This is a genomic window from Salisediminibacterium beveridgei (assembly GCF_001721685.1).
Lineage (GTDB): Bacteria > Bacillota > Bacilli > Bacillales > Salisediminibacteriaceae > Salisediminibacterium > Salisediminibacterium beveridgei.
The window spans coordinates 2,963,936-2,983,252 of record NZ_CP012502.1; the positions used below are offsets into that span (position 1 = coordinate 2,963,936).

Genomic DNA, 19,317 nt, shown 5'->3' on the forward strand with positions numbered 1-19,317 from the left:
ATGAAAGAACGATCTGCTAAATTCTATGGCTATCTGTATTTTACTTTCGGCGTGATTCTCGTGGTTTTCGCCACCCAGGCCATGGGCCAGACCGAAGGCTGGGATTTCTGGACGATTCTCTTGATGATTTTTGCCGCTTTGGATTTCCTGATTGCGTTTAAATACTTCAGCATGCACAAACAGGCACAGAAAGGGAAAGAAAATAACTGATCCAAAAAGCCGCCCATTGATTTTGATGGGCGGCCTTCATTTTATGAAAATACATATAGACTGATCACACTTCGTCTTCGATCAACAGGTGTGCTGACTGGACCAAATCGCGATAAAAGCCACGTATCATGCGCGTGGAGACCTCTTTTTCAAAGTCCCCGAACATGGGCCTCAGGTAATCCTCCAGCATCACTTCGTACATCGCCTCTGCTTCTTCACGTATGGTTTCACTCTCTGCCTCAACCGACCGTTGCAACAGATAATGCAAAAACATGAACACGGTACCGATATGGTCATGCCGCACTCCTGTTCCGTGGGCATAGTCGAGGAATCCGAACCGTTCATAACAGCCGCTCAGACTGTGAACCGCCGCATTCTGACCTTCCTTCGCGAGATCAAGATAAAAACTGACATAAGGCGGTGCATAACAGGGTCCCGGGATGAAAAAAAGATTGTCATACTGCATCTGCACTTCGTCATCGGGTGTAACCTCTAACTGATGGAGTAACTCTCGCACGTCTTCATTCATACCCTCAAGAGTTTCGCCGGTTTGAATCAGATCATTGATCAACTCGATTTGTCCATGAAAGCAGCGGGCATAGATCAGAAACTGTAAACTATCCATCAAACGTTCTTCTTGGGTGGCATCCGCAACCTGTGTTTTTATCATGCTTTGGACACCTCCACTTTTGCGTAAAGTTGCGCTGCCGATCCTCCAATCGGGTCAAACAGGCTGCTGTTACCGAGTGTGCTGTCGATGCTCAACAGATTATTTGCTGAAAAGCCCGTGTCACGGCCTTTCGCGTATAAGCCGGATTCTTTTTTCGGGGCGGCAAACTCGTAACTTGTGTGACCATATTCTGCGCCCGCACCGGACCATTTACCGTCTATCTTGATTGGCTGGGAGCGAAATGCAGTATGACCGAAGTTGTAGCTCGAGCCGACAACGCCTGGACGGATCCCTTCCGTTACCATAATTCGGCCCTCTGCTTCATAATCACTGCCTTTGATCTTAATCGTATCGCCATTTTTCAATCCGCGTTTCTTCGCGTCGATGCTGTTCATCCAGAGCGGATTATCTTCACGGACTTCACGGAGCCAAACGTTACTGACTTGTCTGTGCGTACCGATATGCTTCGCTTTCCAGTTTGTCATCACAAGCGGTAAATCACGCTCGTAGACGGTTTCGTCATATTCTTTAATTTGTTCATGGATTGGAACCCCGCTGTGGAATTCACCGCTGAATGAATGTTTATTGCGCGCCGTGATTTCATCATAGAAGTTTGTCTGACCACCGTACTGATATTTAACGTGTTTGCCGTCATTGATATATTCTTCACCCGGTGCTTCAAAACGTCCCCCACGGTTTAACATATAGACAACTTTCGGCCATTCTTCCGGGGTAACCGCCCTTTTCAAGCGATCAATGTCGAAAAATTCACCAAGTGCTTTCTTCCTGGCATTCTCGAAAATTGCCATTTCCTCAGCGTCGGCATCCGGAACCGCTTCGTCCTTCATGGCGATGTTAGCTGCCATCTTCGTGTAGTATTCTTCGTAACTGTTGAGCTTATCTCCGTTCGCAAAGGCGTTTTCCCCAACGCCCGGCAGATCGAGTCGTTTCGCCAGATCGATAAACACGTCTTCCACCGCTCTTGCTTCCGGAACAACCCGGGTAACCGGCTGCATGATACTCGACAATCGGTGCAGCTGATTCGGATAAATCGTCTGCTGGCCGTAACGCTCGAGATACGTCAAGTCCGGCAAAACATAGTCAGATACCTGAGCCGCTTCGCCGACGGTAATGTCGAGGGAGACGAGCAGCGGGATTTTCGATTCATCCTGAAGTACTTCCCGGTTTTTATAACCGGTTGAAAATGAGAGAATCGGATCCATGCGGTAGACAAACAGCGCCTTCAAGTGATAAGGATATCCCTCATCTGCACTTGGGATCACCTCATGAGATGAGTTTCCGGTTGTGCCGAACCATGGACGTAAGGCCGGATAGCCGCCGTCGCGCTCAAATAAGGTGCTCTGTTCATATTGCGACTGTTTACGGGTAATCGGAATGCCCCAAGGTTTTCTGGCGTTTGGAACCGTGTCCAAATCATACGCGCCGTCCCAAGGTCCGAAGTTGGCTCCTGAAGAGATACTGCCGCCTTTCCAGTCGTAGTTCCCGATGAGGTGATTGAGCAGATTCATCGCCCGTACACTGTAATAGCCGTTTGTATGCATCGCATTACCGCGGTAACCGAAGGCGGCTGCCTTTTTACCATGCGACGTGAATTCCCGGGAGACGTCTTCGATCATGCTTTTTTCGATACCTGTGATCTCCGCATATTCCTCCAGGCTATGTTTCATAACTTCCTCTTTATATAACAGGAAGCTTGATTTGACTTCAATTCCATGGACGGATGTGTCCACTTCCAGATCCGCTTCATCAGCGTCTTCAGAAGCATGAGGAACACCGTTTTTCAGGACAACATAGTCGTCATCGTCGCCTTCTTCACGAAGTCCGAGCTCTGAGGCACGGAGTTTCTGACGGGTCGCCTCGCTAACCTTCACGAGATGAGTCGCATCGCTCCAAGTCGGCTCATCGTCTGCTTCTGCTGCGGCGCGGTTCGGATTCGTCAAATACGTCTTGTCATAGCGTTCATTTTCGATAATCCAGCGGCCCATCGCCAGTGCAAATGCTCCGTCTGTTCCAGGAATAATCGGTACCCATTGGTGGGCTTTTTCAACGGTTTTGGACATTCGCGTGTCGACAACGGCCATTTTCATCCCGCGCTCAATTGCATTGGTAATCTGAGGTGCCATCCACGTCGGTCCCTTATTGGCAACCAGGGGATTCGTTCCAAAAGCGATCATGTATTCAATATAGTCGATATCGGTGTAGGTACGTCGTTTGCCGTGTTCAAAGGAACGGACATTGCCGATCACCGAGCTCACACCGCATACCCCGCCATGGTCATCAAAGTTATTACTGCCAAGACCTTGCGTCCAGATGCGGGTGTTGGTAAAATGCCTGCGGTCGCCACCCAGGCAGGCGACCTGATTCACTTTCGGTCCGAAATCCGGGTGTTTCGTATCGATCAGTACGTCCTTGTATTTCGCATCGAAATCTTCCTGTGTCATCGCGCCTTCTTTGACCTGCTCCCAGTCGGCCATGACGACTTCCTCTTCCTCGTACACCGCAAGCTCTTTTAACCCTGGTGTACCAAGATCAGGGCTGCCTTCTACGATTTCTTCATACGCCTGCTCCCAAGAGATCGTCTTCCATTTTCCGCTGCCTCTCGGACCAACGCGCTTCATCGGCTTTTTCAAACGGTACGCATCGTAGGCGGTTTGAATTCCCGCCTGTCCTTTCAGGCATGTCCGGCCACCGCGCAAACCCCGTCCGGCAACGGCTACGCTGCCACCGCCAAGAGCCGCGTCGGCGGCAGGTTTAGCATAGTCAATTTGGCCAATCGGCTTCATCGTAAGCGGGCTGTATGGGTTCCCGGCGATTTTACGCACAAGAGATGTACAGCCACCCTCGATCTTTCCTTCTTTCACATAGGCCTTGATCGTACAGTGCGTATTGCACTGCTCACACGTTGTATAGATGACGTTTTCCGCCGTATAGTCCTCAGTGAATGCGCCGATGCCATGTGCATCATCTGCCCAGACGTTTCCGCCGGTAATCTGGCGGACCGGGCTGCCGAAAAACGGTGAAGCAACAGCTATCGCACTGAGGATCCCCGCACCTTTCACAAACGAACGGCGGTTGACTTTATTTTCAAATACAGATTTACTCATGTGAATTCACCTCATCTTCGTTTAGTTCAAGGGGAAGAAATTTTGCGCCAATCGAATAAATCAGCAGCCCCATCGCAACCACGCCGATTGAGCTCAGCCATTCCACCCAGTTCGGGAAATAAAATGCATTGGGCAGTTCTTTCATGGATTGTACGATCTGTGTTGGGACAACGATGTTAAAACGGACGCCGATAATGCCGATCACAACCATAATTGCAGCTGCTGTAAGCCAACCCGTTGACTGGTTGAAGCGTTTGTTAAACAGAATAAAGATGGGAAGAACGGCTCCGATAAACAGCTGCACGCCCCAGAATGACCAGGCCATCGGTCCGGTGAACATTACGTTTAAAATCGCCAATTTTTCAGGTTTCATCGTTAACCCGGCAACAAGGAATTCATAAAATTCAAGGCCGAGGTCAATGATTAAAAAGGCGATCATCAGCATGGAGAGGCTCTTTACCATTCCGAAATCCACATCTTTTCCCCGGGCTTTTTGCTGAATGACATACATTGCAATTAAAAGGGCCGTTCCGGAAACGAGTGCGGAGACAACGAAGATCACCGGAAACAAAGGGGAGTTCCAGTACGGCTGAGCCGCAACCGCGGCAAACAAGGTGCCTGTTCCGCCGTGAACACCGATAATCGCAATCGGAATGCCGAGAATCCCGAGTATTTTCATCCAACGGTGGTCTTTTTTCTTGGCGTTATCCGACGAATCATCACTGCCGAGTCGAATGGCATTGGCGACTTTGCCTTTCATCCCCTGATCTTCTTTTGCGAGGCGAATGAGGTCGATCCGCATCGCGAACCAGAGTTCTACGGCAAGGAGGACCATATATACCAGGTAAAAACGGACTTCATAAGAGAGAACACTGAGTGCGTTCCAATACGTCATCGCATTCAACGCCCGGTCCATCCGCCCAAGATCCAGGGCGATAAAGGACAGGGCAACGATCATGGAGACTAGTGCGGTAAATAAGGCATAGCGCCCGACGCGTTCATACTGTTCCATTCCGAAAACAAAGATCAACGTTGACAGCAGGAAGGCTCCTGCGCTGAGTCCGACAAAAAAGATATAAAAAGCTACCCACGCTCCCCATGGAACGAATGTCGATAAGTTCGTGACGCTCAGTCCTTCCACCATCCGGTATATAATTGCCCCGCCACCTGCGATCAATGCAACGAGGAGGGAAAGCATCCAGATTCGAAAGCGTTTTCGCACGATTTGAGGATCCAGTTCTTCGCGGGCATGTTGTGTTGGTTGTGACATTTCACTCATTCGATTAACCTCCTTTTTCAGCGTAAGTAATAGACACGTGGTTCTGTGCCATACTCTTCTTTTAAGCGGAATGCGCGACTGTCTGAAGCAAGCTTTGCGACCGTTGATTCCGGATTGTTCAAATCACCGAAGTATCTTGCATCGCCTATGCATGTCTCCACGCAGGCAGGCTCTTCGCCGCGCTCCAGCCGGTGAAAGCAGAAGTTGCATTTACGCACGGTTCCGATCGGTGCTTCCCCGCTGCCCCGCTCACCACGTTCCATACCGTGCTCCGGTGCCTGCATCAGATTGGCACCCAGTATTTCTTCGTACTCCTCACCAAAGTCAAAACTCCTCGCGCCGTATGGACAGGCTACCATGCAGTACCGGCAGCCGATGCAGCGATCGTTATCCTGAACAACAATCCCGTTATCGGCTTTATACGTTGCGCGAACCGGACAAACGGAAGCACAGGGCGGCTTGTCACAGTGCATGCAAGGTCTCGCGATATTCGTTCTCGATACATTCGGAAATGTCCCTTCTTCTTCAACGAACACCTGGTTATAGGACACACCAGGAGGTGTCAGATTCTCCGCTTTACAGGAAACCGTACACGTCTCACAGCCGACGCACTTACGGAGATCGATCACCATGCCCCATTTGACGCTGCTGTGATCCTGACCTGCAGCCGCTCTGACTTCAAGTTTCTGATTGAATTCTTTACCGACTGATTCCTGGTATTTATTTACGAAATCTTCTTCGGTGATGTGCCCATCGGATAATCGTCTGGCGTCCTCAGCCATATTCAAACCGAGATCGGTGCTGTAAACAGATTGACTTAAAATATCTTTGCCGGCGAACAGCGTTTGATTGATTAATGAATCATGTTTCAGTGCCATCGTACAGACCCCCTTATGATTTTGATTCTTCCTCTTTGTCTTCTTCACTTGTCAGTTCTTTGGTGGATTTCTTGAATTCCTTTAACGTATCCCCTACGGCACGTCCCATCTCCGGCAGTTTTTTCGGGCCAAAAATGATCAGCGCAATGACCAGGATTAATACAAGTCCCGGTATCCCGATATTTGATAACATGTTCATCTCTCCTTTAGCTATTGGTTTTCTTACGTTTACTAAATGCAAGAAGCATGCCAACACAAAAAGCGCACGCATATTTTAAAGAAATATGCGTGCGCATGACTGAAAAATCCTGTTAGAGCAAGGATTTCATCTTTATTCGTTTTTCTCTTGCTTTCTATTCCCGTTTGTTACCGGCTGAATATCTGCCGAGGGTCTGTGCCATTTTGTCAGCTTTGTCATGAGAACGTTGACAAAATGTCATTCTGAATTTTTTTCAAGCTGGTGCTGTTCAATCTTCCTGTAAATATTGCGTACGCTGATGCCTAGAATCCCGGCGGCTTCGGATTTGTTCCAGTCCGTATGAGTCAGTACGCTGTCGATATGGGTGCGCTCCACTTCCTCCAACGTCCTGAGCGGATCGCAGCCATCATCTTGCTTCGAGGCCTGACGGGTCCCGCCCGGCAACATCAGATCCGCCGCTTCAATCTCATTATGGGGCGAGAGCAGACAGCCCCGCTCGAGAATATGCATCAATTCACGAATATTCCCGGGAAAATCATACCGGATCAGTTCATTCATGGCGTGTTCCGTCAGCTGTCTCTGACCCGACTGCTTCAAAAAGAAATCAACCAGTAAAGGAATATCCTCTTTTCGCTCCCTCAAAGGCGGAACGTCAATGATCATCACCTGCAGCCGGTAAAACAAATCTTCTCTGAAACGCCCTGCTGCCGCTTCCTCTGATAAGGAACGATTCGTTGCCGCCACGACTCTGACCTGGATGGCACGTTCCCTGGTTTCACCCACTCGTCTGAATGTCCCTGTTTCGAGAAAGCGCAGCAGCTTCACCTGCGTATCCTTCGGCATCTCACCGATTTCATCGAGGAACAGCGTGCCCCCATCCGCCGCCTCAACGAGACCTTTTTTCTCTTTTTGCGCACCTGTAAAGGCCCCTCTGGCATGGCCGAAGAGCTCACTTTCAATCAGCTGTTCAGGGATCGCCCCCGAATTCACCGCTATGAATGGTTCAGCCGCCCGTTTACTCCAGTAATGCAGCCCTTTCGCCACCAGCTCTTTACCAGTGCCGCTCTCTCCTTCAATCAGGATCGAAGCATCGGCATCCGCGACCCGGGCTGTCAGATGCTTCACCCGTTCGATCGCTGCGGAACGCCCGACGATGTCAAAATCCTTTTCTTTGGCGTGGAGCAGACTGCGCATCGTCTGATTCTCTTCGGAAAGCTTTCTTTTTTCCAGCGCTTTCGCGATCACCACTTCAAGTTCGGCCAGATTATAAGGCTTTGTCAAATAATCATAGGCTCCCTTTTTCATGGCATCGATCGCCGTTTCCATCGTTCCGTGGCCGGTCAGCATGATCACTTCGACATCCATCATTTCCTGGCGCCTCTTCACGTTCTCAAGCAACGTCAAACCATCCATCGGCTCCATACGGATATCAAAAATACCGATATCAAATGATTCCTTCTGCAAAAGGGTCATCGCCTCCTCGCCGGAAGCGGCACCCTTTGCATCAAATCCTTTTCGCTTCAACCGGCTGACAAGCAGCTCCCTCAAGTCCTTCTCATCATCCGCAACAAGTATACGGTGCATCATTCATTCCTCCATCTGTCTGACATTCTTCAGATTTCCCGCCTGGCCCGGAAGGCGGATCCGGAACGTGGAACCTTGTCCGACTTGACTCTCGACTTCCATCGTTCCCTTCATTTGTTGCACGATGCCGTAACAGACGGACAAGCCCAGCCCGGTTCCTTTCCCTGTCGGTTTCGAGGTGAAGAAGGGATCGAACAATTTGTCAAAATCGGTCTGCGGGATTCCTGTGCCGTTGTCATGAACTTCCGCAACGACTTCTCCTGCTGCTTGAAAGAGCCGGATCGTAAGGGTTCCTTCCTCTTTGTCCGCTATCGCATCGATCGCATTCTGGATCAGGTTCACAAATACTTGGGAGAGCTTCATGGCATCTCCGGTAATCAACGGCATGTCCGTTTCTTCATCGACATGCACCTGAACACCGGATTTTTTCAAGGAATGATCCATCAGCATCAGACTGTCGTCAGCAACTTGCCTGATGTTCAAATGCGTGTCTTGCCAATGCTCTTTCCTGGAGAAATTCAGAAGGTTTGCGGTGATGGTTTTGCATCGGTCGATATTCTTACGGATAATGGACAGATAATGTGCCATGTCGCCACTATCGAGCAATTCCTGCTGATTTCCCGTCAACCGGTCACTGAGATCTTCAGCATACACCTGAACCGATGCCAGTGGATTATTGACCTCATGGGCAAAGGATGAAGCCATGAGTCCGAGGGCGGACAATTTATCTGTCTGAATGATTTTCTCCTCCATCAGTCTCTCTTCGGTAATATCCTCCATCACAATCAAAGCTTCTTCATCTTGTTCCAATGTATACTGCAAAGGGAACACCCGATGCCGGTAAACCCTTTCCTGACCTGTCTCGTCGGTCCGCGTGAGTACTTCATCCATTTTCTCAAAAGGATTTGTTTCACCCAGCGGGCACGAATAACAAGGGGTATCTGAATCGTTAAAGAGCTTGAAACAAGGCACTGTTGTTTTTTCACCAATCCAGCCCCGGAGCTTCGGATTCAGCCAGGCAATGGAATAATCTTTACGGACCACCGCGAGACCGGCATCCATCGAGTTCACTACTATATCGAGGCGTTCTTTTTCCTGACGGAGGCGCTGTTCTTTTTCCTGTATGGTTTCATTCATTTCGTTAAATGATTCCGTCAGTTCACCTAACTCATCACTTCGTTCCACGGGCATCGTTTCCGGCCTGTCATCAGTCTTCATGCGGAGCATTCCCCGCTGAAGCTGCTCGATCGGCTTGACGAAATAAAGACCGGCAAAGACGCTGATCACACTGCCAAACAGGATCATCACCGTTGCAGTGAAGGCTCCCCGGCGCATCATATCAAAAACCGGGGTCATCGCTTCCCTTCTCGGCTGGTCCATCACCAACTCCCAATCCACTTCGTCAATGGCTGTCCGCATATGAATCCCGTCTTCGATTTCATCCACATCCGACTGCCAGAGTCGTGAGTAATCCTGATGGGCAATGATCTGTCCTGTGTGATCCTGAAGGTAAATGACCGTTTCATCATTGAGCTGATACGAAGACACGCTGCCAATCAATTTTTGCAGCTGTACCGACGCACCGATGTACCCACCGTCCCCATAGGACGTTACCATTTGCAGATACGGCTGACCGTAATCATTAAAGAGAACCTCAGACAAATTTGTTCCGTCAGGTTCCAAGGCATCTCCTTGGAACCAGCTGGTTCCTGTCCTTCGATGATTCAGGGCATTTCTCGCAATTTCAGAAGACACCATTCCTTCTGCATCAAGCATCACCAAAGAATCGATCGCTGGCATGGATCGAAGGACTTCATAAAAAGCACCCTGATCATTCTCCGGCTGATCCAATGCTGCGAGGATATCCAATTGATGCGTCACCTGCCGGATATCTGAACGGATATCTCCGGCGAGGTTATGAAGACGCATCTCCTGGATTTCCTCGCTGGTACTGCCTACATAATCAGTCAGATCCGTCAGATAGTATACGGATATCAAAACCAGAGGGATAATCGTCATCAAAAAACCGAACAAAAGGACTTTTTGCCGGACGGAACGAAATTTATTGCGCATCGAGGACACCTCCCTGTTCTGAGGGTACCGGTTCTGCGAGGCGCAAAATGTCTTCATTGAGCGTGACTCCAAGTTCCCTCGCCACATCGTCATTGACGTGAAACAACAACTGATCCGGCAGCTCCACCGGCAAATTTTCCGGGTCATTTCCAGAAAGAAGCATGCTCACCTGACGGGCTGCCTGGTACCCCTGATCGTAGAATGACGAGCCGTAGCTCATTAGAAAACCAGCCGATGCTTCGTCATCGTATATCCCCATCAGGGGAACGTCTTTTGCCATCGCAAATTCCGCCAGTTCACCGGTCATCCCTTCGATCACAAAACTCGGTAACGTCATCAGACCGGTGTTCGGTCCGAGCACTCCGTTCAGTGCTTCAGCGTCAAAAACGTCACCGACGTCAAAGGCCAATGCATTGATTTGTAATTCGTCCGCTGCCTCCAACGCCATGGCCAGCGACCGTTCACTGATATCAATCGATGCATTATACAATAAGACAACCGCTTCAAGCTCCGGCAGGGCATCGGTGAATAATTCCACACGCTTCGCTGAGAGGCTCAGATGATGGTTGGCAATGCCTGTGAACTGGCCGCCAGGTGCTTCAAAACGCTCAATTATGCCCGTTTCCATCGGGGCTGCCATACCGACGAATACCACAGGCGTATGACTCTCTGTACCATCCATTGCCTCTTGGAGGACCTGCGTCTCGATTCCTCCGAAAGCCGTAATCAAATCATAATCCGCATGCACCAGATCTGTTGCGACCGACAAAAGCAGACCAGGATCTTCCTCTTCGTACACATGAAATACCACATCATCGTCGGCAAAACCGAGATCTGCCAGACCATCCTCTATACCCGTAAGTTTCTCCATCCGGCTGCTTTCGGTGACAAGCACTCCGATTTGTGCCGGTTCTTCGGCCTGGCTGTTTTCAAAAATCAAGAACCCGATGATTGCCATAACCATGAGTCCTGTCATTACTGATGCCGTGCGCATCGCGTGTCCCCCCTCCTGTCAGTCTTTCACCGTCTGTTTGTATTCACGTCCCAGTTTAAACCCTAACGGGACAGCCACCAGCGTTAATACCGCCAAAACGATAAAAGCTTCATTGATGGCGGTCAGACTCGCCTCCTGCAAGTCACCACCGCCATTCACAAGAATCTGTGAACGCCGGACTTCGAAATAGATCGATACAAACACGATTCCGAGCGCCGAGCTCATTTGCCGGACGACATTCCCCATTGCCGAGCCGCGGGAAATCAGTTTTTCCGGAATGGAATTCATCCCTGCGGTTGTCGCAGGCATATTACTGAGACCCATCCCGATCCCCCGGATCCCGTTTAACAAAAAGACGAACCAAAGCGCTGTTTCCATTGTCAAAAAGCCAAGGGCGAACGTGGACACACTGAGAACCATCAGCCCTCCCGCCGCTGCAATGGTCGGGCCTTTCACATCGAGCATCCGCCCACCGACATTCATGAACAACCCCATCAGTAAGGCTGACGGAAGAAAGCTCAGGCCGGTCATGATCGCGCCGTAGCCGTATACCGTCTGGATCAACAGCGGAATCAGAAAGATCCCCCCGAACAGGCTGACAGAACCGATCATGGCGATGAGTACACTGTATGTATACGCCTTGATTCTGAAGATGGAGAGATCGAGCAGGGGCTGGTCCTGCCTGGCTTCAATCCGCACAAAGAACCAGAGTGAGAACACGCCAACTGCAATGAGTGTCAGGTTGAGTGCATTGTAGAGATGAGCCAATTCGTTGATCCGACCCAACGCAAACAAGATCGAGCCGACACCGATCGTGACCGTGACAAACCCAGGTTTATCGAGACGGATATCCGTTACCCGCTTCGTTTGCGAGAGAAATCGGATGGAAAACAAAATCGCCAATAGTCCTGTAGGGATGTTTACAAGAAAGAGCCATTGCCACGATCCCAGTTCCACCAGGAGACCGCCCAACGTTGGTCCAATGGTCGGGGCAAGCATCGCAGCGACACCCCACACGCCTGTCGCCAGTCCCCGCTCCTCCCGGGGAAAAGCATCGAAGATCAGGACCATGGAGAGCGGCATGATCATGCCGCCACCCACACCTTGAATGGCTCGAAAGCCGATCATCGCACTGATGTCCCAGGAAAAGGACCCCAGCACTGAACCGGTCACAAACAGCATCAAGCCTCCTATATACACTTGCTTTTTTCCGAATTTATCGGCAAGATAGCCCGTTAACGGCATGGACATCCCCATGGCCACCATAAAAATCGTGATGACCCAGCCCGCACTGACGGCATCCGCGTCAAACAGATTCATAAAATAAGGTATGGCAGGATTCAGCATGCTGTTATTTAAAATTACCGTAAAGGTACCGGTTAATACCGTAATGACAACCAGCCATTTATTCGGTATGCGATTGAACATAGTGTCACCTGATTTCAGTTTGATTTCGATCTCTTTCGATTGACGAAAGACCTTGATATCTATCTATCATACCATAATCACGAACTAAAATGGCAGAGACAGAAGAAGAGCACCCGGCGCTTTTGCCGGATGCTCTGAGCTTTTAATTGAGTGGATAATGCTTGAGGAAATAGATGAGGGATTGCAGTTCAACAGACAGATCAATATGGTGCACACGGATATTATCCGGTACGGTCAATCTTGCCGGAGTGAAATTCAGGATGCCTTTGATACCGGATTCCAGCAGTTGATCTGTGATGCCCTGTGCGGCCATGGACGGCACAGTGAGAATCACCACTTCAATGTCTCCGAGTTTTTCCTCCATATCATCGAAATGATAAATCGGCACATCACCAATCGTCTGATCCACTTTCGAGCGGTCGACATCAAACGCCATTTCAATTCGGGTATTATTACTCTTACTGAAATTATAATTCAAAAATGCCGTACCCAGATTACCGACACCAACCAGTGCCACTTTCGTCAGCTCATCCTGATCCAGCGTTTTCCGGAAAAAGGACAGGAGATAGTTGACGTTATAACCGTAGCCTTTTTTGCCTAAAGCTCCAAAATACGAAAAATCCCTGCGGATCGTAGCCGAATCCACCTTCACCGCTTCACTGAGTTCACTTGAGGACACGCGGTGTTTTCCCGATGCCTGAAGCCCTTCGAGAAACCGGTAATACAGCGGGAGCCGTTTTGCAGTTGCCTGTGGTATCTTTGCCTGATCTACTTCCATTTCTACACAACCTCCGTTCAGCAATTATCCTTCTCTTTTGAAATCGCCACTCTTACCGCCGGTTTTCTCCAGCAGGTACGTTTCACCAATCACCATGCCTTTATCAACGGCCTTGCACATATCATACACCGTCAATGCGGTAGCGCTGGCTGATGTTAACGCTTCCATCTCGACGCCTGTACTGCCTTTGGTTTTCACAGCCACCCGGATGTTCAGACGATGCGACGGCTTTTCTTCCGTCCAGTCAAACGCAATGTCCACACCGCTGAGTGACAGTGGGTGACACATTGGAATGATCTGTGCCGTATTTTTCGCAGCCATGACTCCGGCTACCTGCGCCACTGCCAGTACGTCCCCTTTTTTCATGGCACCCTGGCGAACAGCTTCATAAATGTCATTGTTCACTACTACACTTGATACCGCAACGGCGGTCCGGACCGTTTCATTCTTGTCGGAGATGTCAACCATCTTCGCCCGGCCCTGTTCATTAAAATGGGTAAATGAATCCATCGCATACCCTCCTCGTATTCTTCCACTATTGTACACTATTTTTTCACAAACTGCACATATTATTCCGGAAAAGTTGCCACTGACAAAGGAATTCATGTACACTTACGTTGTGAATCAACAAGAAGACGAGCGAATAAGGGATGAACAATCATGATTGTATTACAATGTGCACAACTGTCCAAGTCCTTCGGGACGGACACGATCCTCAATCAGGTCAAGCTGGAAGTGAAATCGAATGAACGGATCGCACTGGTGGGACGAAACGGTGCAGGGAAATCCACACTGTTGAAGATCATTGCAGGTGAATTAACGCATGACGAAGGGACACTCATGATCCCGAAGGAAGTGAATGTCGGTTACCTCGCACAAGACAGTGGCCTGTCGTCAGGACGTTCCATCTGGGATGAAATGATGACAGTGTTTGAAGCATTACGAAATATGGAACAGAAACTCCGCAGTCTCGAAGAACAGATGAGTGATCCGTCACATCCACGCTACGAAAAGGTACTCGAAGAATATGATCAGCTCCAGCAGGATTTCCGCGACCGTGGCGGGTTTCAGTATGAAGCGGATATCCGCAGTATTCTTTCCGGATTAAACTTCAAAGGATTTGATTACAACACCACCGTCGATGCTTTGAGCGGCGGGCAAAAGACCCGGTTGGCTTTGGGGAAGCTGCTGCTCTCCAAACCGGAACTCCTTATCCTCGATGAACCGACAAACCATCTCGACATCGATACGATGACGTGGCTCGAGAATTATCTCAGCGCGTACAACGGATCACTCTTGATCGTTTCACACGACCGGTACTTTCTCGACAGGATCGTGAACACCGTATATGAACTGACCTTTCAGAATACGTACCGCTATAACGGAAACTATTCCTACTACCTCGATGCCAAAGCCGAACGGCTCGAACAGGAATTAAAAGAGTTTGAAAAACAGCAGTCGGAGATCAAAAAGCTTGAAGATTTCGTGGCGCGCAATCTCGCACGGGCTTCCACCAGTAACCGTGCGAAAAGCCGCAGGAAAAAGCTGGAGAAAATGGACCGCCTGGATAAACCGGTAAACGAAGACGGTTCGGCGAAATTCCAGTTCCAAATTGAACGACAGACCGGAAATGACGTTTTGATGGTGGAGGATCTGGCCATCGGTTATGACAATGAACCCTTGCTTCAACATGCCGGCTTCACATTGAACCGCGGCGAGAGCGTCGCACTGATTGGACCCAACGGCATCGGCAAAACAACGCTGTTAAAAGCCATCGCCGGACAGCTCTCTCCTATGGCCGGTAAAATCCGCTACGGAAGCAATGTCTCCATCGGCTATTATGACCAGGAACAGACCGGGTTGAACCCTAAGAAGACCGTTCTTCATGAGCTTTGGGACGATTACCCGCAGACCCCTGAAAAAGAGATCCGCACCGTACTCGGTAACTTCCTCTTTTCAGGTGACGATGTCCTCAAATCCGTCATGGATCTCTCCGGGGGAGAAAAGTCCAGGCTGTCTCTTGCGAAGCTGATGATGGAAAAATCCAATGTCCTCATCCTCGATGAACCAACAAACCACCTGGATCTTGACAGTAAGGAAGTTCTTGAAAATGCACTGATTGATTACCCAGGGACGCTCTTATTCGTATCCCATGACCGCTATTTCATCAACCGGATGGCGACCAGGGTGATCGAGCTGTCCAGTACATCACTCACAAGTTATCTTGGCGACTATGATTACTATCAGGAGAAAAAAGAAGAAGAGGAAGCGTACCGGCTGATTGCAGAGGAAAAAGCCGAAGCTCAAAACGCTTCAACGCCTGCTTCAGAGGCGAAGGATCAGACTCCTTCCAGCGGTACGAAAACAGACTTCAAGCAGCAAAAAGAAGCGCAGAAATTCGAACGGCAACGCCAGCGGCGCATTGAAGAGCTTGAAGCTGCAATTGAAGAAAAAGAGCGGAAGGTACAGGCCATCGAAGATGAACTGTGTAAACCGGAGGTGTTCCAGGATCACGAACAATCCGCCGAATTGAACAGTCAGCTCGAACAATTACATGCCTCTCTCGAATCTTCCATGGAGGAATGGGAAACACTGCAAGAAGAATAACAAGCACCTGAATACAGAAAAATGACGAAAGAACCCGACGCTTAGCGGGTTCTTTTTTGCTACTTCATGCACATTCAATTTCAGTAAAGGAGTCAAGTATCAGTTAAACCGGGGTTTGGTGACAAGATGAGGTATGTTAGTGATTCATCGACTTATACACAGTTTCAATCTATGGAACAGTTATCAGCAGGACTGTCAAGATGATATTGTACACAAATCCTCGACATATCCACATTACCCACAGAGTTATCCACCGTTTTTCCGCTTAACAAGCACGTTTCAGCTCGTTATCCCCAAAAAAGTGAGTTATCCACAGATTTTGTCCCCACAGTCCACAAGTTGATCCATCAACGATGAAAGTGCTTTTTCCACATTATTCACAACTCTGTGGATAAGTTTATACACAGAGTTGTAACGATGCCTTTTGACTATTGACACAGCGTTCAGTATTTGTTTTTTTCAAGCGCTCATTTGATGTTGTTCAGTTCCAGCTCTGTCATGACCCGGTTTAACCTGTGTATATCCGGATAACACTGTGCATAACTGATGAATCCGCTTGCTGTTTTCTGAAAGTTATCCACATGGAAAAGCATCTGGTCTGTTATGTCAAGAGGCTATCTGAATGGAAAGAGCACTTCTACTTTTGTCCTTTCGTGAACGTAAACATTTCTGCACAGTGTAAAAAACCCCGGGGTGATTGATACCCCGAGGTTTCACGATTAAACGGATTGTGCAAGCTCACGATTGAACTTGTTTACTCTGAAGCGTCAAGCCAGGATTCCCATTGAGCCGGTCATCGCTGAACATGCTCTGTTGATATTGCACATGCGCGGCCGCACCTATCATCGCAGCATTGTCTGTACACAGATGGAGTGGCGGGATCGTCAATTGGATTCCCTCTCGTCCGCAGGCGTCTTTCAAAGCGGCACGCAGTCCTTTGTTAGCCGCTACACCACCCGCAACAATCAGGTGGTTGACCTGCTTCTCTTTCACAGCGCGAATGGTTTTATCCACAAGGACGTCAATGACGCTTGCCTGAAAACTCGCCGCAAGGTTTTCCACAGGGATCTTCTCATCCCGCTGCCTGGCGTTGTGTAACGTATTAATCACAGCTGATTTCAGCCCGCTGAAACTGAAATCGAATGATCCTGCTTCAAGCCAGGACCTTGGCAGTGTCAGCGTTTCTTCTCCTTCATGTGCCAAACGGTCGATATGCGGGCCGCCAGGGTAAGGAAGCCCGAGCGTCCGGGCTACTTTATCATAAGCTTCTCCGACTGCATCATCACGCGTTTCACCCATTACTTCATAGCGGCCGTCTGCTTCCATATGAATGAGTTCCGTATGACCTCCGGAGACGACCAGCGCCACCAGCGGAAAGGTCAACGGTTCCACCAGGTGATTCGCATACAGATGACCTGCAATGTGATGAACACCGATGAGCGGGATATCCAGTGTGAACGCCAGCGCCTTGGCTGCGTTCACCCCCACCAGGAGGGCTCCGATAAGACCCGGGCCTTCAGTCACCGCGACGGCATCGAGGTCCTCCAGACGGATCCCTGCCTGTTCCACCGCCTCTTCTATGATCACCGTGATTTGATCCACATGATGCCTCGAAGCGATTTCAGGGACGACTCCGCCAAACCGCTTATGGCTCTCAACCTGCGACGCAACGACATTGCTGCGGATCACACGCCCGCCTTCGATGACAGCTGCCGCCGTTTCGTCACAGCTCGTTTCGATCGCTAATATGATCTCGTTATGTTCTTTTTTCATCTCTTAACCCCACCCACATCACTTGTGCATCCTCTTGCGTATCCGTGTAATAATTCTTTCTGATCCCGCCTTTTTGAAAACCGTATTTCCGGTACAGATTCTGCGCTGCAACGTTCGAAAGCCGCACCTCGAGGGAAAGCCGGTCGGCGCCCAATTTCACAGCCAATACAAGCGCCCCTTTCAGGAGACGTTCCCCGATACCATGGCGTCGCCATTCAGGATCAACGGCAATGTTGGTAATATGCCCGTCACCGACAACCACCCATAAACCACAGTAAGCAATGATTTTTCCCTTTGCCACTGCGACCGTATAGTAGGCAAACTGATTCTTGACCAGTTCGCTGTAGAATGCTTCACGTGTCCACGGTGTGCTGAAACACTTCGCTTCCAGATCGAGTACCTGGTCAAGATCCGTTACGTCCATAAACCGCACGTGAATCTCCGCTTTTTCAGTTGCGTTTTGGCTCATAGCTCTCAACCTTCCCAGGGTTTTGTTCGCGCCACTTCGATTCTGCTTCTGCCAACCGTAAATAATTGGGTTTGAAAAGATGTACCGTTGAGTCTGCCTGCAGGTGCATACCTGCAAGAGCCAGCGCCACAGGACGCACCAGCTCATTAGGCGACTGCGCAAATACGGACCGCTCCCCCAAAGCGCTCTGGATCACATCCTGATGCAGATGGAGATCCGGACTGATGAATAAAAAGCGTGGGGTTTCCCGTGTTGTCAACAGCTGCAGCCACTCATCGAGCATGATGATCCGGTCATCGAGGACCTGCTGATTCTGTTCGTAAAGACCTGTAAATGCCTGACCGCGGCGGGCATCGAAAAATGGCACCACTTCTCCGGTAAAATGTACTCCGTTTAATGAAAGAACTTTCAGACTCGAAACACCCACAACAGGAATACCGAGACTGTAGGCCATGGTTTTTGCCGTTGTGACACCGATACGAACGCCGGTATACGAACCAGGTCCGTGATTCACCACAATCCGGTCGAGATCATCGGGCGTCAGATCGACCTGTTCAAACAGGCTTCGGATCGCTGGCATCAGCCGAAGGGAATGATTCTTTTTCTCATGGGTCACAAGCTCCCCGACCGGTTTGCCGTCCTTCAAAAGTCCGACCCCCATCACGTAGCTTGCTGTATCTATCGCCAGTACATTCATGCCTTCTTTATCTCCTTTATCAGTGCCTCGTAACGTTTGCCATGAGCTGTTATCGTCATGGTTCTCGTATCGGGTCCAGTATACGTGATCAGAATATCCAGTCTGGCATCGGGTAATTGACTGGCAATCATCGACGGCCATTCGATCACAACCACGCCGCCGCTGTCAAAATACTCATCAAGACCCAGGTCTTCATCTTCCGCTTCGATCCGGTACGCATCCATATGATAAAACGCCAATCTGCCCATGTATTCTTTCATGATCGTAAAGGTGGGGCTGTTGACATTGCCCGGGACGCCGAAGGCCTCAGCGAGTGCTTTGGTGAATGTTGTCTTTCCTGCACCGAGGTCCCCTTCGAGGGTAATCACATCACCTGGTTGGAGCTTCTCAGCCAGATCTTTTGCAAGTTCTTTTGTTTCCGTGAGTTGCTGCACGTCTATGGTGAGGCTCACTGTCATCTTTCCCACATCCTTTACCACTAAAAACCCCGCTTCACAGCACATCCTGAATGGCGTAAGCGCTCGTCTAGAAACTTTGAACTACCGCCAGGCTA

17 protein-coding genes are annotated in these 19,317 nt (G+C 49.7%); 2 read left to right on the forward strand and 15 right to left on the reverse strand.

The window, feature by feature from the left end:
• On the forward strand, window positions 1-210 hold the full coding sequence (locus tag BBEV_RS13885) for a YdiK family protein (RefSeq protein WP_069366014.1): 210 nt from the start codon (window positions 1-3) through the stop codon (window positions 208-210).
• A 64-nt stretch (window positions 211-274) separates the two neighbouring features.
• On the opposite strand, the gene BBEV_RS13890 is transcribed toward BBEV_RS13885, so the two are convergent.
• The 11 genes from BBEV_RS13890 to moaC all read right to left on the reverse strand — a co-directional run bounded on the left by BBEV_RS13890 (window position 275) and on the right by moaC (window position 13,728).
• Window positions 275-880, reverse strand: a complete 606-nt coding sequence (locus BBEV_RS13890; protein ID WP_069366015.1) for a TorD/DmsD family molecular chaperone — start codon at window positions 878-880, stop codon at window positions 275-277.
• Complete coding sequence (locus BBEV_RS13895; protein ID WP_069366016.1) at window positions 877-4,005, reverse strand: molybdopterin-dependent oxidoreductase; 3,129 nt, start codon at window positions 4,003-4,005, stop codon at window positions 877-879. Before BBEV_RS13895 ends, BBEV_RS13890 begins: the two co-directional genes overlap by 4 nt.
• Window positions 3,998-5,284 (reverse strand): NrfD/PsrC family molybdoenzyme membrane anchor subunit, encoded by a 1,287-nt coding sequence (gene nrfD, locus BBEV_RS13900; RefSeq protein WP_084007406.1) that lies wholly within the window; start codon window positions 5,282-5,284, stop codon window positions 3,998-4,000. The genes BBEV_RS13895 and nrfD overlap by 8 nt, the downstream gene beginning before the upstream one ends.
• A 17-nt stretch (window positions 5,285-5,301) precedes the next feature.
• Window positions 5,302-6,162: a 4Fe-4S dicluster domain-containing protein gene (locus tag BBEV_RS13905; RefSeq protein ID WP_069366017.1), complete on the reverse strand. Its 861-nt coding sequence runs from the start codon at window positions 6,160-6,162 to the stop codon at window positions 5,302-5,304.
• A 13-nt stretch (window positions 6,163-6,175) separates the two neighbouring features.
• Complete coding sequence (locus tag BBEV_RS13910; RefSeq protein WP_069366018.1) at window positions 6,176-6,355, reverse strand: twin-arginine translocase TatA/TatE family subunit; 180 nt, start codon at window positions 6,353-6,355, stop codon at window positions 6,176-6,178.
• A 243-nt stretch (window positions 6,356-6,598) separates the two neighbouring features.
• Window positions 6,599-7,945 (reverse strand): sigma-54-dependent transcriptional regulator, encoded by a 1,347-nt coding sequence (locus BBEV_RS13915; RefSeq protein ID WP_084007491.1) that lies wholly within the window; start codon window positions 7,943-7,945, stop codon window positions 6,599-6,601.
• 3 nt (window positions 7,946-7,948) lie between these two features.
• Window positions 7,949-10,018, reverse strand: a complete 2,070-nt coding sequence (locus tag BBEV_RS13920) for a PAS domain-containing sensor histidine kinase (RefSeq protein WP_069366020.1) — start codon at window positions 10,016-10,018, stop codon at window positions 7,949-7,951.
• Window positions 10,008-11,012, reverse strand: a complete 1,005-nt coding sequence (locus BBEV_RS13925) for an ABC transporter substrate-binding protein (protein WP_069366021.1) — start codon at window positions 11,010-11,012, stop codon at window positions 10,008-10,010. The genes BBEV_RS13920 and BBEV_RS13925 overlap by 11 nt, the downstream gene beginning before the upstream one ends.
• A gap of 18 nt (window positions 11,013-11,030) precedes the next feature.
• On the reverse strand, window positions 11,031-12,440 hold the full coding sequence (locus BBEV_RS13930) for an MDR family MFS transporter (protein WP_069366022.1): 1,410 nt from the start codon (window positions 12,438-12,440) through the stop codon (window positions 11,031-11,033).
• 142 nt (window positions 12,441-12,582) lie between these two features.
• On the reverse strand, window positions 12,583-13,218 hold the full coding sequence (locus tag BBEV_RS13935) for a redox-sensing transcriptional repressor Rex (RefSeq protein ID WP_069366023.1): 636 nt from the start codon (window positions 13,216-13,218) through the stop codon (window positions 12,583-12,585).
• A gap of 24 nt (window positions 13,219-13,242) precedes the next feature.
• Window positions 13,243-13,728 (reverse strand): cyclic pyranopterin monophosphate synthase MoaC, encoded by a 486-nt coding sequence (moaC, locus tag BBEV_RS13940; RefSeq protein ID WP_069366024.1) that lies wholly within the window; start codon window positions 13,726-13,728, stop codon window positions 13,243-13,245.
• 150 nt (window positions 13,729-13,878) lie between these two features.
• Here moaC and BBEV_RS13945 point away from each other — a divergent pair, with 150 nt between their 5' ends.
• Window positions 13,879-15,825: an ABC-F family ATP-binding cassette domain-containing protein gene (locus tag BBEV_RS13945; RefSeq protein ID WP_069366025.1), complete on the forward strand. Its 1,947-nt coding sequence runs from the start codon at window positions 13,879-13,881 to the stop codon at window positions 15,823-15,825.
• A 738-nt stretch (window positions 15,826-16,563) separates the two neighbouring features.
• Here BBEV_RS13945 and tsaD read toward each other — a convergent pair.
• From tsaD to tsaE, 4 genes are read right to left on the reverse strand one after another with little or no spacing between them, the layout of a single operon-like run.
• A complete protein-coding gene (gene tsaD / locus BBEV_RS13950; protein WP_069366026.1) occupies window positions 16,564-17,598 on the reverse strand; it encodes a tRNA (adenosine(37)-N6)-threonylcarbamoyltransferase complex transferase subunit TsaD in 1,035 nt (344 codons plus the stop codon).
• The gene (gene rimI, locus BBEV_RS13955) at window positions 17,582-18,067 is read right to left on the reverse strand and encodes a ribosomal protein S18-alanine N-acetyltransferase (protein ID WP_069366027.1); all 486 of its coding nucleotides are present in this window, start codon (window positions 18,065-18,067) and stop codon (window positions 17,582-17,584) included. Before rimI ends, tsaD begins: the two co-directional genes overlap by 17 nt.
• On the reverse strand, window positions 18,048-18,764 hold the full coding sequence (gene tsaB / locus BBEV_RS13960) for a tRNA (adenosine(37)-N6)-threonylcarbamoyltransferase complex dimerization subunit type 1 TsaB (protein ID WP_069366028.1): 717 nt from the start codon (window positions 18,762-18,764) through the stop codon (window positions 18,048-18,050). The genes rimI and tsaB overlap by 20 nt, the downstream gene beginning before the upstream one ends.
• The gene (gene tsaE / locus BBEV_RS13965; RefSeq protein ID WP_069366029.1) at window positions 18,761-19,222 is read right to left on the reverse strand and encodes a tRNA (adenosine(37)-N6)-threonylcarbamoyltransferase complex ATPase subunit type 1 TsaE; all 462 of its coding nucleotides are present in this window, start codon (window positions 19,220-19,222) and stop codon (window positions 18,761-18,763) included. The genes tsaB and tsaE overlap by 4 nt, the downstream gene beginning before the upstream one ends.
• Between the last annotated feature and the right edge of the window lie 95 nt (window positions 19,223-19,317).